Annotated in this window: 14 protein-coding genes and 1 tRNA gene; 7 read left to right on the forward strand and 8 right to left on the reverse strand. The window is 68.3% G+C overall.

Going from position 1 to position 13,913, the window contains the following annotated elements; translation table 11 throughout:
* Positions 1-62: 62 nt before the first annotated feature.
* The 4 genes from AC1DB8_RS10665 to AC1DB8_RS10680 all read right to left on the reverse strand — a co-directional run bounded on the left by AC1DB8_RS10665 (position 63) and on the right by AC1DB8_RS10680 (position 2,115).
* The gene (locus AC1DB8_RS10665) at positions 63-986 is read right to left on the reverse strand and encodes a serine/threonine-protein kinase (RefSeq protein WP_476892989.1); all 924 of its coding nucleotides are present in this window, start codon (positions 984-986) and stop codon (positions 63-65) included.
* Positions 983-1,285 (reverse strand): hypothetical protein, encoded by a 303-nt coding sequence (locus tag AC1DB8_RS10670; protein ID WP_441418099.1) that lies wholly within the window; start codon positions 1,283-1,285, stop codon positions 983-985. The genes AC1DB8_RS10665 and AC1DB8_RS10670 overlap by 4 nt, the downstream gene beginning before the upstream one ends.
* A gap of 106 nt (positions 1,286-1,391) precedes the next feature.
* Positions 1,392-1,895, reverse strand: a complete 504-nt coding sequence (locus tag AC1DB8_RS10675; RefSeq protein WP_441418100.1) for a MarR family winged helix-turn-helix transcriptional regulator — start codon at positions 1,893-1,895, stop codon at positions 1,392-1,394.
* 147 nt (positions 1,896-2,042) lie between these two features.
* Positions 2,043-2,115: transfer RNA gene (locus AC1DB8_RS10680), tRNA-Lys, on the reverse strand.
* Between the two features lie 202 nt (positions 2,116-2,317).
* Between AC1DB8_RS10680 and AC1DB8_RS10685 the strand changes: the two genes are divergently transcribed.
* The 3 genes from AC1DB8_RS10685 (at position 2,318) to AC1DB8_RS10695 (ending at position 4,997) form a co-directional block, all read left to right on the forward strand.
* The gene (locus tag AC1DB8_RS10685; RefSeq protein WP_441418101.1) at positions 2,318-2,974 is read left to right on the forward strand and encodes a hypothetical protein; all 657 of its coding nucleotides are present in this window, start codon (positions 2,318-2,320) and stop codon (positions 2,972-2,974) included.
* Positions 2,975-3,361: 387 nt separating this feature from the next.
* Positions 3,362-3,979, forward strand: a complete 618-nt coding sequence (locus tag AC1DB8_RS10690) for a DUF47 domain-containing protein (protein ID WP_476892990.1) — start codon at positions 3,362-3,364, stop codon at positions 3,977-3,979.
* Position 3,980: 1 nt separating this feature from the next.
* Entirely contained in the window at positions 3,981-4,997 is a 1,017-nt protein-coding gene (locus AC1DB8_RS10695) for an inorganic phosphate transporter (RefSeq protein WP_441418103.1), read from the forward strand.
* 17 nt (positions 4,998-5,014) lie between these two features.
* Here AC1DB8_RS10695 and pstB read toward each other — a convergent pair whose 3' ends face one another.
* The 4 genes from pstB to pstS form a co-directional block, all read right to left on the reverse strand.
* Entirely contained in the window at positions 5,015-5,794 is a 780-nt protein-coding gene (gene pstB / locus AC1DB8_RS10700; RefSeq protein WP_441418104.1) for a phosphate ABC transporter ATP-binding protein PstB, read from the reverse strand.
* Between the two features lie 46 nt (positions 5,795-5,840).
* Positions 5,841-6,950 (reverse strand): phosphate ABC transporter permease PstA, encoded by a 1,110-nt coding sequence (pstA, locus tag AC1DB8_RS10705; RefSeq protein WP_476892991.1) that lies wholly within the window; start codon positions 6,948-6,950, stop codon positions 5,841-5,843.
* A complete protein-coding gene (gene pstC, locus AC1DB8_RS10710) occupies positions 6,951-7,883 on the reverse strand; it encodes a phosphate ABC transporter permease subunit PstC (protein WP_441418106.1) in 933 nt (310 codons plus the stop codon). It lies immediately after the preceding gene.
* Positions 7,884-8,019: 136 nt separating this feature from the next.
* A complete protein-coding gene (pstS, locus tag AC1DB8_RS10715) occupies positions 8,020-9,138 on the reverse strand; it encodes a phosphate ABC transporter substrate-binding protein PstS (RefSeq protein ID WP_476892992.1) in 1,119 nt (372 codons plus the stop codon).
* A gap of 260 nt (positions 9,139-9,398) precedes the next feature.
* Here pstS and AC1DB8_RS10720 point away from each other — a divergent pair, with 260 nt between their 5' ends.
* From AC1DB8_RS10720 to AC1DB8_RS10735, 4 genes are all read left to right on the forward strand, one after another.
* Entirely contained in the window at positions 9,399-10,526 is a 1,128-nt protein-coding gene (locus tag AC1DB8_RS10720; RefSeq protein ID WP_441418108.1) for an FUSC family protein, read from the forward strand.
* A 62-nt stretch (positions 10,527-10,588) separates the two neighbouring features.
* Positions 10,589-11,962 carry a DNA repair protein RadA gene (radA, locus tag AC1DB8_RS10725; RefSeq protein ID WP_441418109.1) on the forward strand — a complete coding sequence of 458 codons (1,374 nt, stop codon included), beginning with the start codon at positions 10,589-10,591 and terminating at the stop codon, positions 11,960-11,962.
* A gap of 95 nt (positions 11,963-12,057) precedes the next feature.
* Entirely contained in the window at positions 12,058-12,393 is a 336-nt protein-coding gene (locus AC1DB8_RS10730; RefSeq protein WP_441418110.1) for an SHOCT domain-containing protein, read from the forward strand.
* A complete protein-coding gene (locus AC1DB8_RS10735) occupies positions 12,393-13,886 on the forward strand; it encodes a multicopper oxidase family protein (protein ID WP_441418111.1) in 1,494 nt (497 codons plus the stop codon). The genes AC1DB8_RS10730 and AC1DB8_RS10735 overlap by 1 nt, the downstream gene beginning before the upstream one ends.
* Positions 13,887-13,913: the final 27 nt, after the last annotated feature.

The raw sequence follows: 13,913 nt of genomic DNA on the forward strand, positions 1-13,913 counted from the left end.
CACTGAGCGTGCAGGCCGGCCTTCTGATGTACCGGGAGTCGACCCTCGAGTCGGTCAGCGCCTCAGCCGACCAGACGGAGCGGCGGGAGTGCACGGGCCAGCCGCGTTGCCAGCTTGTGGGCCGCCGCCGCCGAGGGCCGCGCCGCGGGGTCCATCGCCGTCATGGCCGTCAGCAGCGACACCCAGCCGGCACCGAGCTGGGCCGGAATTTCCGGTCCCCGCAGGGTGCGGGCCACGAGCGACTCGACCGGCGTCCCGGGATAGGCCTTCACGCCGGTGAGGCACTCCAGCAGCACCAGTCCCAGCGCATAGACATCCGTGGCAGCGTTGACGGGCTGACCGGCCGCCTGCTCCGGGCTCATGTAATGCACGGTGCCCGACGAATCCCCCGGTTCAGGGGCTGTCCCGGCCGGCGTGGCGATCCCGAAGTCGGCGATTCGTACCGAGCACCTCCGGAGCGCACTGAGCAGAATGTTTGCGGGCTTGATGTCCCGGTGGACCAGGCCGCGCGCGTGGACGTGCCCCAGCCCGGACAATGCGGCGGCGGCCCAGCCGGCCACTTCCTCCGGCCCGGTGGCGCCGCCGCGGATCCGCTCGGCCAGGCTGCCCCCGTAGGCGAATTCTTCGACCAGGAAGGGCCGGCCCGCCCACTGGTCACCGGGCGGGACCGTGCCGGCGGCAATGAAGCGGACCACGGCGGGGTGATCCAGGGAGGCGAGTACGCGCGCTTCTGCGTGGATCCGGTTGGCGTGCTTCTCGGCGGGACCCTCGGCCACCTTGATGGCGACCGGACGGTCGTTGAGCAGGTCTGTTCCGCGGAACACCGTGGCAGTCGCCCCGCGTCCCAGGAGCTCGTGGACCAGGAAGCGTCCGCCGGGAGCGTCCGGCAGCGGCAGGACCCTGGCATTGAGGCCGGCGCCGGACGCTGCTGCCGCTCCGGACGCGGGGCGGCTGTGTGCCACCGCGAGCACTGGAAGGGCGGTCACGAAAGCGCGGCCAGCGCGTTGGAAGTGTGGACAATGCCATCAAGCTGGAAACCGCAGGAGCAACGCCACACCGGCGGCAGCTCCGCGGAGCCGATGCCGGCGTCGAACGAGTAAGCGGACATGGCGTCCAGCGCCGGGGCAGTCCACTCCATCGGAGCTCCGCAATGGCTCGGCGCCTTGCTGGCGGTGGTCAAAGGCAGGACGGGGGCCGCGGCGCCCGGCTCTGCCGGGGAGTCCGGCGCACCCAGAGGGGCCGCACCGGCTCCCGGGATTCCGGTGATCGTCAACAACTCAGCCACGACTCCTCCACAAAAACGATTATCCAACACAAGTAGTAAGCATACATATCACTAGTCCAACTAGCTAGTTGCTGTCTAGATAATCTTCGCGGATGTTCCTGTCGGCTTAGTGGCGCTCGACCTGTTCGGTGAGGGCATCGGCCATCCGGCGCAGGAAGGACACGATGATGCGGCTCTCCTCCGCGCTGAGCTCTTCGGCCACCGCCAGCATCCTGCGGTGCATCTCCCCCAGCGTCTCGCGGACTTCCGAATCCGTCGCGGCGGTCGGCACGATCACCAGGGAGCGGCGGTCCGTGGGATGGGGCTCGCGCCGCACGTGGCCGCTGCCGACGAGCCGGTCGATCAGGGAGGTGGTGGACGCCGTCGTGATGCCCAGCGTCCGGCTCAAGTCCTTGGGGCCCACCCGCTCCCCGGCGGCCTGGGCGCGCAGCAGATAGCGAAGGGCCAGCAGGTCGGTTTCCCCCATGCCCATCGAGTCCCGCGTCGAGCGCCTGGTGGCAACCTCGGCGGCGCGGTAGCCGCGGAGGGCCTGCAACACCGCGGTGGGCGGGTCAAGCCGCTCATCCGGCCCATACCAGTACCCTGAGCCTGCTGCACTGTCCGAGTTCATCCGATAATCCTAGCCGATCTAACTACTAGGCAGGCTTGCTTACTGCACGGGGACGGCGCGGGCTGGCGCGTCAGTCCCCGGACGCAAAAAACCCCCGGCGTCCTGTCGCCAGGATGCCGGGGGTTTTTCCACTCTTCGCTAAAAGAGTGGGCCCTGTGGGGATCGAACCCACGACCCACGGATTAAAAGTCCGATGCTCTACCAACTGAGCTAAAGGCCCCAGCCGACAGCCCCAACCGGCGGAAAATCCGCTGTTGACAGGCGCGTCGGCCCAGTCCATTTCTGGACGTTAATACTGTACCCCAGACGCAGGCGAGCTTTGTCACCGGGCCCGACGCGCCGGCATCGTCCGCTTCCCGGGCGTTGTCCCCGCACACGGGGGCATGCTCGATTCCCGGAATGCACAGGAGTAGCGTGGTGGCATGAGCGAGCAAGCAGGAGCCAGCAGCCCCGGACCGCACCGTCACCACAAGCCGAAGCCCTTTGCGCCGATCGACTTTGAGCCTTTCGCCGGGGGTGCGGACCCGGCGCGGGTTTCCGAGGCGGCCCACCTCGCAGCCCAGGCGCTCGTCCGCCGCGGGCGGGACAGCGACGACCCCAAGGTCACGCGGCGGCTGGTCAAACTCGCTGATGAACAGGGCCTCGATGCCATAGCCGAAATGTGGGCGGAGAGCCCGGCGCGGTCCCTCCCGGGCGCGCTCTGGCGGCTCTACGCGCTGCGGGCCGCCACGATCCGGGATCCGGAACGGATTTCGGTCTACTTCAGAGCGGGCAAGGACACCGCCCAGGTGTCCCACGTGGTGGCCGGCGCAGCCGAGCCTCCGGGCGCCGAGGAAATGAAGTCGATGGCGGACGCCATCCTCTCCGGCGCCTTCGACGGGGAGTTCGACGTCGCACTGGAGCGCTCGGCGGCATTCTGCCGGGTGGTGGCGCTGGGCCAGGCCACACTTGCCGACGGCGCGGAGCACAGCAACGCCAATCATGCGAGCAAGCTGACGCGGAATTCACACCTCCTGGTCAAGACCGCCGAGGACCTCGAACATGCCGCCAACGCCTGGCGGCTGGGCGAGCTGGACTGAGCCCTCCGGCGGCTGGTGGGCGCCGGAAATCGGCCGTCCAACCCCGCCGTGCGGGCACTGTCAATACGCACGCCGGGGCCCTGCTGTCAATGTTGACTTGGTCCCCCCGAAGTAGAAAACTAAAGGCGGTGCCGAGCCGCGAAACCCCCGGGCTTCAACAATTAGCCGCCTAGAGCGGCCTACCGCCGAGAGGCGTATCCGGTTCGGCACCATTTTCATGCCCGCTGCCAGTGGCCCGTTCCGGCCGGCCCGGCGCCTGCCCCGGCCGGCCGTTCCCGCCGGCCGAAGTCCGGGCGGTAAAGTAAACCCCATGCGCGGGCCATCGTCACGTTCCAGGGCCGGCAGACAACGCCCGTGTAAGCCTCGTCCGGAGACCGGTAACCCCACGTGAAGCTGCGCCTTTTCCCCCAGGAGCCCGCAGGGCTGAACCTGCTGTCCCAGATGGCCCACCAGATAGCCGTGGCCACGGGAACCCTCTCGGAGATCCTTGGCGCGCCCGCCAGCGAACATGCGCGGCTGGTGGAGGACATGCACGACCACGAGGCGAAGTCGGCGGAACTGCATTTTGCCCTCCTGACCCACATGCGGACCAGCTTCCTGAATCCGCTCCCCCGCGAGGACATGTATGCGCTCTCCCGTTACCTCAACGAGGCAATGGAGAAGCTCGACGCCGCCGCGGACCTCGTCTTCCTGTACAAGCTGGAGCGGCTGCCCAAACGCGCGGCCGACCAGCTGGAAATCATCAGCCGGCAGGCCGAACTCACCGTTGACGCCATGCGCCAGCTGAACAACCTCGATGACCTGGAGGACTACTGGATCGAGGTCCTCCGTCTCACCAAACGGGCTGAGCGCACCCACCGGGTCTGGGTGGCGGACATGATCAAGGACATGAAGTCGGCGCAGTACGCGCGCAACCGCGACATCGCGGACCAGCTCGTGGAAGTCACCAAGGACATGCGGCGGATCGCCACCCAGGTGGGCAGCATCATCGTCAAGGAATCCTGAGGTGTCCGTCGTTTTCTTTGCCCTGGTGGTGCTCTTCGCCGGGGCGTTCGCCTTTCTCAACGGCTTCCGCGACGCGTCCTCCTCGGTTGCCCTCGCGGTCCGGACGCGTGCCCTGACCCCCACCGTCGCGGTGCTCCTGGCCGGGCTGTTCAACTTCATCGGCGCCGGGCTGAGCGCAGCCCTGGCGCTGGAGGTCAGCCGGACCTGGGTGGTTCTTCCGCCCGGCGGCAACGGCCTGACCATCCTCATCGCCGGCCTGCTGAGCGCCGTGCTCTGGGGCCTCTTCACGTGGTGGCGCGGCATCCCGGCCTCCTCGACACACGCGCTCGTGGGGGGCCTGGCCGGGGCGGGCGTCGCCAGCGTTGCGGTAGGCGGACACTCGGTCCTGGGCGTGGACCAGTCCTTGCTTTTCCAAGTAGTGCTGCCCCTGCTGCTCTCCCCGGTCATCGCTTTCGCGGGCGCCTACCTGCTGGTCTGGCCCGCCACGTGGGCAGCCCGCTACACACCGCCGAGTGTCGTGAATACCAGGTCCAGGCGCGCCCAGGCCATCGCCGCGGGCGCCGTCGCTTTCGGCCACGGCCTGCAGGACGGCCAGCGCACCAGCGCCGTGCTGATCCTGGCGATGCTGGCCGCGGGGCTCCCCGACGGCGGCACCACCCCCGTCTGGGTGGCGCTCCTGACCGCGGCCATGCTGACGGCAGGCACACTCGCAGGCGGGTGGCGGATATCCTACACGATCGGCTACCGGATGATCCGGGTCGACCCCCTGCGCGGCTTCGTCGCTCAGCTCTACAGCAGCGCCATCCTGCTGGTGGGCGCGATCGGCCTGCACTGGCCGATTTCCACCACCCACACCGTGACCTCCGCGGTGCTGGGGGCGGGCACCAACCAGAGATACACGGCGACCAACCGCCGGCTGGTGCTGCGGATCCTCGCCTTCTGGGCACTGACGCCGCTGGTCACCGCCGCGGCGGCCTTTGTGCTGGAACTCGCCCTGTCGCCCCTCGCGGGGCTCTAGGGACCCGTCGGCTGCTCTTATCCGAAGCGGCCGGAGACGTAATCCTCGGTGGCCTTCACGGAGGGGTTGCTGAAGATGGTGTGGGTGTCCCCGTACTCGATCAGCTTGCCGGGCTTGCCGGTGCCGGCGATGTTGAAGAACGCCGTCTTGTCCGAGACGCGGGCAGCCTGCTGCATATTGTGGGTCACGATCACCACCGTGTATTCGTCCTTGAGCTCGTTGATGAGGTCCTCAATGGCGAGCGTGGAGATCGGGTCCAGCGCGGAGCAGGGCTCGTCCATCAGGATCACCTGGGGCTCCACGGCGATGGCGCGGGCGATGCAGAGGCGCTGCTGCTGGCCGCCGGAGAGCCCGGAGCCGGGCTTGGCCAGGCGGTCCTTGACCTCGTTCCAGAGGTTGGCGCCGCGCAGGGAGCGCTCCACGAGCGAGTCCGCCTCGCCCTTGGAGATCTTCTGGTTGTTCAGCTTCACGCCGGCCAGCACGTTGTCCCGGATGGACATGGTGGGGAACGGATTGGGCCGCTGGAAGACCATGCCGATCTGCGAGCGCACCGTCACGGGGTCCACGCCGGGACCGTAGAGGTTGTCGCCGTCGAGCAGCACTTCGCCTTCCACCCGGGCGCCGGGGATGACTTCGTGCATCCGGTTCAGGGTGCGCAGGAAGGTGGACTTGCCGCAGCCGGAGGGGCCGATGAAGGCGGTGACGGACTTGGCGTCGATGTTGATGTTGACGTCCTCGACGGCCAGGAATTTGCCGTAGTAGACGTTCAGGTCTTTGACGTCGATGCGCTTAGACATGCTGTTCCTTCACTTGTGGTGGTGGGGCCGGGTGCCTGCGGTGGCCTTAGCGGCCGGCCTTCGGGGCGAAGATGCGGGCCACCAGGCGGGCGGCCAGGTTGAGCAGCATCACGAGGATGATGAGGACCAGGGCCGCGCCCCAGGCGCGCTGGTCGGACGGACCCGGGTTGGACGGCGAGGTCGGGTTGAGGATCTGCGTGTAGATGAAGGTGGGCAGCGAGGCCATCCAGCCGCCAAACACGTTGTTGTTGATGGAGGTGGCGAAGCCGGCGGTGACCAGGATCGGGGCGGTTTCGCCGATCACGCGGGCAATGGCCAGGGTGACGCCGGAGGCGATGCCGGAAATCGCCGTCGGGGTGACCACCTTGAGGATGGTCCGCCACTTGCGGACGCCGAGGGCGTAGGCGGCTTCGCGTAGTTCGTTCGGCACGATCTTGAGCATTTCCTCGCTGGAGCGGACCACCACCGGGATCATCAGCACCGAAAGTGCGACGGCGGCAACGGCACCGGTCTTGGTGCCCGGGCCGACGACGGCGAAGAAGAACGCTGCGGCGAACAGGCCGGCCACGATTGAGGGGATGCCGGTCATCACGTCGACGAAGAAGGTGATGGCACGGGCCAGCGCCCGGTCCTCGCCGTATTCGACGAGGTAGATCGCGGTCAGCAGGCCCACCGGGACCGAGATGACGGTGGCGAGCAGGGTGATCTGCACGGTGCCGACCAGGGCGTGGTAGATACCGCCCAGCACGGGGGCGCCCTGTTCGACCGCCTTGTTGTCGTAGGCGCCGGTGACCCCGTTCATCGAGGTGGTCAGGAAGCCGGGGTCCACCAGTCCCGGCAGACCCTTGACCAGCACGGTCCAGATCACCGAGATCAACGGCAGCAGGGCAATAATGAAGGCTCCGGCGACGAGGCAGGTGGCCAGTTTGTCCTTAGCCTTGCGCGAGCCCTCAACTACGGCGCTCCAGCCGACGAGCCCGGCGGTGAAGAGCAGCGCCGAGACGATGCCCCAGCCGAAGGCGTTGAAGCCGACCAGGGCCAGGATGGCGGCACCGATGACGAGGGCGAGGGCCAGGACGATGTACGGCGCGGCCTTGGGCAGCTGCCCCTTGGTCAGGGCCGAGCGTTTGCGCACCGGGGTCAGGGTGGAGGTCATTTAGTTGGCTCCCGAGAATTCTTTGTGCCGGGTGATGATCCACCGGGCAATCATGTTCACACCGAGGGTGATGACGAAGAGCACCAGCCCGGCGGCGATCAGCGTGCTGACCTTCAGGCCGCTGGCTTCGGGGAAGTTCAGGGCGATCTCGGCGGCGATGGTCTGGTTGCCGGACTGGATCAGGCTTGCCGTGAGGGCGCCGGAGGAGAGCACGAGCGCGACGGCCATGGTTTCGCCAAGGGCACGGCCCAGGCCCAGCATCACGGCACTGACGATGCCCGGGCGGCCGAACGGCAGTACGGCCATCCGGATCATTTCCCAGCGGGTGGCGCCAAGGGCCAGTGCGGCTTCCTCGTGCAGCTTGGGGGTCTGCAGGAAGATTTCGCGTGAGAGCGAGGTGATGATCGGCAGGACCATCACCGCGAGCACGATGCCTGCCGTCAGGATGGTCTTGCCGGTGGCGGACGCCGGGCCCTGGAAGATCGGCAGCCAGCCCAGGTTTTTCGCGAGCCAGTCGTAGGCGGGCGCGATTTCCTTCGCCAGGAAGGCGGCGCCCCACGCACCGTAGACCACCGAGGGGATGGCGGCCAGCAGGTCCACTACGTAGCCAAGGCCGGACGCCAGCCGGCGCGGGGCGTAGTGCGAGATGAAGAGTGCGACGCCGATGGCCACGGGGGTGGCGATGACCAGCGCGATGACGGCCGCGATGAGGGTCCCGATGACGATCGGCCAGATGTAGGCGAAGAAGCCCTCGCCGCCCTGGATATCGGCGGCCGGGGCGGTGAACGCGGGAATCGCCTGGATGACGAGGAAGAGCGCAACCCCAAACAGGACGGCGAGGATCAGGCAGCCCGCTGCCAGGGTGGCCCCTGAGAAGACTTTGTCCCCGGCACGGCCTGCGCCCTGGGGTTTGGTCAGGGAGGTGGAGGTCATACCTGGCCCTTCGGTGTCGGTGTTGCGGATGTACGGAACGTCGTGGAACGGCCCGTAGCGGAACTGCGGGTGACGCGGCTAAGTTCCCCGCCCTGCCATACGGCGGGGCGGGGAACTCGACCGTTCAATTCAAACCTTACGACTTGACCTTGATGGATTCGATCGCCTTGACACCCTTTTCGGACAGGGCGGAGGACAGCGGAGCCGACTTGGCGGACTCGGCAGCGGCCTTCTGGCCCTCTGCGGAAAGTACGTACTTCTCGAAGGCCTTGACCAGGTCAACGGTTTCCTGCTTGGCATAGGTGCTGCAGAGAACGTGGTAGGAGACCAGGACCAGCGGGTAGGCGCCGGCTTCGGTGGTGGTGCGGTCCAGCTTGATGGCAAGGTCGTTGGCGCCGCGGCCCTCGACAGGCTTGCCCAGGTCAACGGCCTTGGAGGCCGCTTCCGGGGAGATCTTGACGAACTCGGAGCCAACCTTGATCTGGGCGGTGCCCAGCTTGCCGCTAACGGCCGAGTCATCGGCGTAGGTGACCGCACCGGCGGTGTCGGTGACGGTCTTGACGACGCCGGAGGTGCCCTTGGCGTTCTCGCCCTTCAGCGAAGCCGGCCAGACACCGTCAGCCTTGTCCTTCCAGACGGCGGGAGCCGCTGCGGAGAGGTACTCGGTGAAGTTCTTGGTGGTGCCGGAGTCGTCAGAGCGGTTGACCGGGGTGACTTTGAGGTCCGGCAGCTTGGCGTCCGGGTTCAGCGCGGTGATGGCGGGGTCGTTCCACTTGGCGATCTCGCCGCGGAACATCTTGGCCGCAGTGGTTGCGTCCAGCTTCAAGTCCGTCACGCCAGGCACGTTGAACGCGATGGCGATCGGCGAGATGTAGACGGGAACCTCGATGGCGCCGTCGGGGCCGCACTGGTCCTTGGCCTTGGCGACTTCCTCGTCCTTGAGGTAGGCGTCGGAGCCGGCGAACTGGGCCGAGCCGTCGAGGATGGCCTTGCGGCCTGCGCCGGAACCGTCCGGGGAGTACTGCACGTTCGCGCCCTGGTTGGCGGAGGCGAAGTTGGTCTTCCACACGTCCATGGCCGCACCCTGCGCGGAGGAACCGATGCCGGTCAGCGTGCCGGTGACCTTGGAGCCAGAGGCCGCCTGGGTGCCCGCAGTGGTGTTTGTTGCGTTGTCCGAACCGCAAGCGGTGAGCGCGAGTGCGCCGGCTGCGATAACAGCAATGGCCGCGTTGCGGCCGAAGCGTGATGCCTTCACTAGATGTACCCCTTCCAGGGTTATTCAGATGCGTGTCGGACCGGAGACGTCCGAGCAATAAAGACGGTGGATACGTTTTGTACCTTTACCGAAGTTAGGTGCCCCAGGTGAAGAGAATTGGGGTCCAAAGTGAACGGAGGGTTAACGACGTCGGACCATTGGTCGACGACGGACGGGTCGGTCTTGCGTTAGCTGCGTCACAGCCTTAGGGGCCGCGTCCCGCAACCTTGGCACCGCGGACAGCAAATAGACTGGTGGGCATGGCCTCCGCTACTGGGTTCACCGCAAGCGCACGATTCCTGCGCGGCCGGGTCCGCACCGGATTTGTCCGGAGCCGTAATTCGCTGGTGCCTGCGCTCCAGATGACGGCCTGCGCGGTAGGGGCCTACGCCTTCGCCGAGTACGTCCTGGGCCACACCGGGCCGTTGTTCGCCGCCACCTCCTCCCTGATCGCCCTGGGCTTCTCCCGTGATCCGCGGCTTCGCCGCGTCGTGGAGGTAGGCCTGGGCTGCACCATCGGCATTGTGGTGGGCGACCTGTTGCTGCACTGGCTGGGCGCGGGAATCTGGCAGGCCGCCGTCGTGCTCCTTTTCTCGATTCTACTGGCGCGCTTCCTGGACAGCGGAACTATTTTCACCACCCAGCTTGGGCTGCAGTCCCTGCTGGTGGTGCTGCTGCCGGCTCCCGCCGGAGGACCGTTCACCCGGAGCATCGACGCTGTCGTGGGCGGCGTCTGCGCGCTCCTGGTGACTTTCCTGATCCCCAAGGATCCGCGGCGCGAACCCCGCAACGACGTGAAGAAACTGCTCCACGAACTAGCGGAGGTCCTGCGCGAGTGCTCCTCGGCCCTGACCCACAGTGACTCCACCCAGGCCTGGCATGCGCTGATCCGGGGGCGCAACTGCCAGCCCCTGGTCGATGCGATGCGCCAGACGCTGCGCTCCTCCGGCGAGGTGGCCACCCTGGCCCCCGCCTACCGCCGGTACCGGGACGAGCTGGACCGGCTGGCGCAGTCGGTGGACTTCATCGACCTCGCGCTGCGCAACAGCCGCGTGTTTGCGCGCCGGTTGACCAGCGCGATCAACCACGCCGCGCTCTCGGACGAGGCCACCGAGAACATTGCCGAGGTCCTGCAGGAGACTGCCGCGGCGATCGATGAACTCGGCCTGGGGCTGGCGGAGGTGCACGACGGCGTCCGTCGCGCCCACCTGCGCACGGCCCGGGTGGAACTGAGCGAAACGGCGGGCCGGCTGCACCCGCGCCTGCTGGACGTGCAGCGGCTTGAGGGGGAAACCGTGGTTATGCTCTTCCGCCCGCTCATGGTGGACCTGCTCGAAGCCGCCGGCATGGATCCGAACGAGGCCCGGGACATCCTGCCCGCCCTCTAACCCCGGCTGCCGGCCAGCGGTCCCCGGGCCTGAATGTCAGTGCCCCCGGTTAGGGTGGAGCAATGGCAACAAAGACTTCCCGCGCCGCCAAGGCGCCGGGCTACAAGTGCGCGGAGTGCGGCTGGACCACGGCCAAGTGGGTGGGCCGGTGCGGCGAGTGCCAGGCCTGGGGCACCGTTGAAGAGACCGGCGCCGCCGTGGCGCGGACGACGGCGGCGACCACCGTCCTGGAGCCGGCCCGCCGCATCGCCGACGTCGATGCCACGACGGCAGCGTTCCTCCCCACCGGGGTAGACGAACTGGACCGCGTGCTGGGCGGCGGACTGGTTCCCGGCGCCGTGATCCTGCTGGCCGGCGAGCCCGGCGTGGGCAAGTCCACGCTGCTGCTGGACGTCGCGGCCAAGTTCGCCCGCACCGCCCAGGACGTCCTCTATGTCACCGGCGAGGAGTCGGCCGCCCAGGTGAAGCTGCGCGCGGACCGGATCGACGCCGTCGCCGAATCGCTGTACCTCTCCGCCGAAACGGACCTCGGCCAGGCGCTGGGGCAGGTGGAAAAACTGGAGCCGAGGCTGCTGGTTGTGGACTCGGTCCAGACGCTGAGCAGCGCCGACGTCGAAGGCAGCGCCGGGGGCGTCTCCCAGGTCCGCGAAGTCGCGGCCTCGCTGATCGCCGCCGCCAAGCGCCGCAACATGACCACCCTGCTGGTGGGGCACGTGACCAAGGACGGCTCCATCGCCGGGCCCCGGCTGCTCGAGCACCTGGTGGACGTGGTCTGCCAGTTTGAGGGCGAGCGGCACTCCCGGCTGCGGCTGCTGCGCGCGGTGAAAAACCGCTACGGCCCCACCGACGACGTCGGCTGCTTCGACCTGAACGAGGACGGCATCGTCGGCCTGGCCGATCCCAGCGGCTTGTTTGTCTCCCGTACCAAGGACCCGGTGTCCGGCACGTGCATCACGGTGACGCTGGAGGGCCGCCGGCCGCTGCTGGCAGAGGTCCAGTCCCTGCTCGCCGAAAGCGCCAACGCGCAGCCGCGCAGGGCCACCAGCGGCCTGGACAGCTCCCGGGTGGCGATGCTCCTGGCCGTGCTGCAGCAGCGCGCCGGCTGCCTGCTGCACAAGGATGACTCCTATGTCGCGACCGTGGGCGGGGTGAAGCTCAGCGAACCCGCCACGGATCTCGCCGTGGCCCTGGCGGTTGCCTCGGCGAAGGCCAAGAAGCCGCTTCCGCAGCGGCTGATCGCGTTTGGCGAGGTGGGCCTGGCCGGCGAGGTCCGTCCGGTCCCTGGGATCAACCAGCGCATCCAGGAAGCGCACCGGCTGGGGTTCACGCACGCCGTGGTACCCGCCAGCCCCAACGGGCCAGGCCCGGTCCCGGCGGGCTTCTCGGTCCGGGAAGTCAGCCACCTGGCCGAGGCCTTGAGCCTGCTCATCAGCTGACGGCGCCTGGTCGGAGGGCGACTTAGGACCCTAGCGCTACTGTCCCGGCGGGAGCACCATGGGATCAGTAACTTCCGTTGGCGAAGGGAACAGTCATGATGTGGGGTTACGGGCAGAACCTGTGGTGGATGTGGCTGTGGGGCGTGCTCTTCCTCGTCGGAGTCGCGGTGCTGGTGCTGCTCGCGGTCCGGATCTTCGGCGGGCCCGGCCACGGAGCGCAACCCGGGCCGGGACACCCCGGTCCCTACGGCCAACCAAGTCCCTACGGCCAACCCGGGCCCTCCCCCCAGCCGGGCACGCCCGGCCGGAGCCCTGGAACCCCGGGCGGCAGGAGCCAGGCCCGGCTCATCCTCGATGAGCGCTTCGCGAGAGGCGAACTGACGGCAGAGCAGTACCGCGAGCACGTTAAGGAACTCGGCGAGGGGCCGTAGTGCCTGCTATCAGCCGCCGCAGCGCCTTGTTGCTGGGCGGGGCCGGCCTTACCGGCACCGTTGCCGGGGGCGCCGGCCTGTGGTGGACCCTCAACTCGCGGCCGTCGCCGGTGACCGGGGAGCCCCTGGGGCAGCCTTCGGCGCTCAGCAGTTCGGGTGGCCTCCTGGAAGCCAGCCTCCAGGCTGCCCCGGGCCAGTTCCCGCTGGCCGGACGGCAGGCGGGGGCGCTGGGCTACAACGGCAGCATCCCCGGGCCCACCCTCCGGCTGCGCGCCGGGGACGTGCTCAGGCTCAAACTGGTCAACAAGCTGGCCGAACCCAGCAACCTGCACCTGCACGGACTCCACGTCTCGCCCCAGGGCAACGGCGACAACGTGTTCGTGGCCGTTGACCCTGGCAGCAGCTTCGACTATGAATACCGGCTCCCGGCCGGGCACCCGCCGGGCTTGTACTGGTACCACCCGCATCACCACGGCCGGGTCTCCGACCAGATCTTCGCGGGCCTCTTCGGCGCCATCATCGTCGAAGATCCCGTGCCGGTGCCCGCGAGCGCCGAACGCGTACTGCTCGTCTCGGACACCAGCCTGGATGGTGCCGGGAACGTGGCCGAGGCCTCGCAGCAGGACCGGATGGCCGGGCGCGAGGGTGCGCTCCTGCTGGTGAACGGCCAAGCCAATCCCCGTTTGGGCGCGCGGCCGGGGCAACGGGAACGGTGGCGCATTGTGAACTGCTGCGTGGCCCGGTACCTGCGCTTGCGGCTGGACGGGCAAAAGCTGCAGCTCCTGGGCATGGACTCCGGACGGTTCCGGTCGCCGTCGGACGTTCAGGAAGTGCTGCTGGCGCCGGGGAACCGGGCGGATCTGCTGGTCACGGCCGCCCTCGGGCAATCCGAACTGCGCGCGATGCCTTATGACCGCGGGACCATGCCCGGCATGAGCCGGCGCCGCATGGGTCCGGGCCTGCCGGCGGAGCAGGACGGGCCGGCGGATCCGGCCGGCACCACCTTGGCAACGCTGGACGTGGCCGGCGACCCGGCCCCGCCAGCCCCCGTCATTTCAGCCGGGGCCGCCCCGCCTGAGTTGCGCTCCGCCGCCGTCGCCGCGCGCCGGCAGCTGGTGCTCGCCACTCCCATGGGGCCGGGGTCGGGTCAGGGAATGGGCGCGGGAATGATGGGCTTCACCATCAACGGCCTGGTCTTCGACGAGCGAAGGACGGACACCACCGTTGCCGCCGGGACGGTTGAGGAGTGGGTCCTGGTCAACCGCAGCCCCATGGACCACCCCTTCCACCTGCACGTGTGGCCGATGCAGCTCATAGCGGAGAATGGCCGCGCCCTGGAGACGGCGGTTCTCCGGGATGTAGTCAACGTGCCGGCCAACGGCCAGTGCACGGTCCGGATCGCATTCCGGGATTTTACCGGCCGCTCCGTCTACCACTGCCACATCCTGGACCATGAGGACCTCGGCATGATGGGCGTCATCGAGGTGCGCTGACCCCGGGTTCGGAGTGCCCGGCCGATG

It is taken from the genome of Arthrobacter sp. 10N410, from assembly GCF_056394945.1.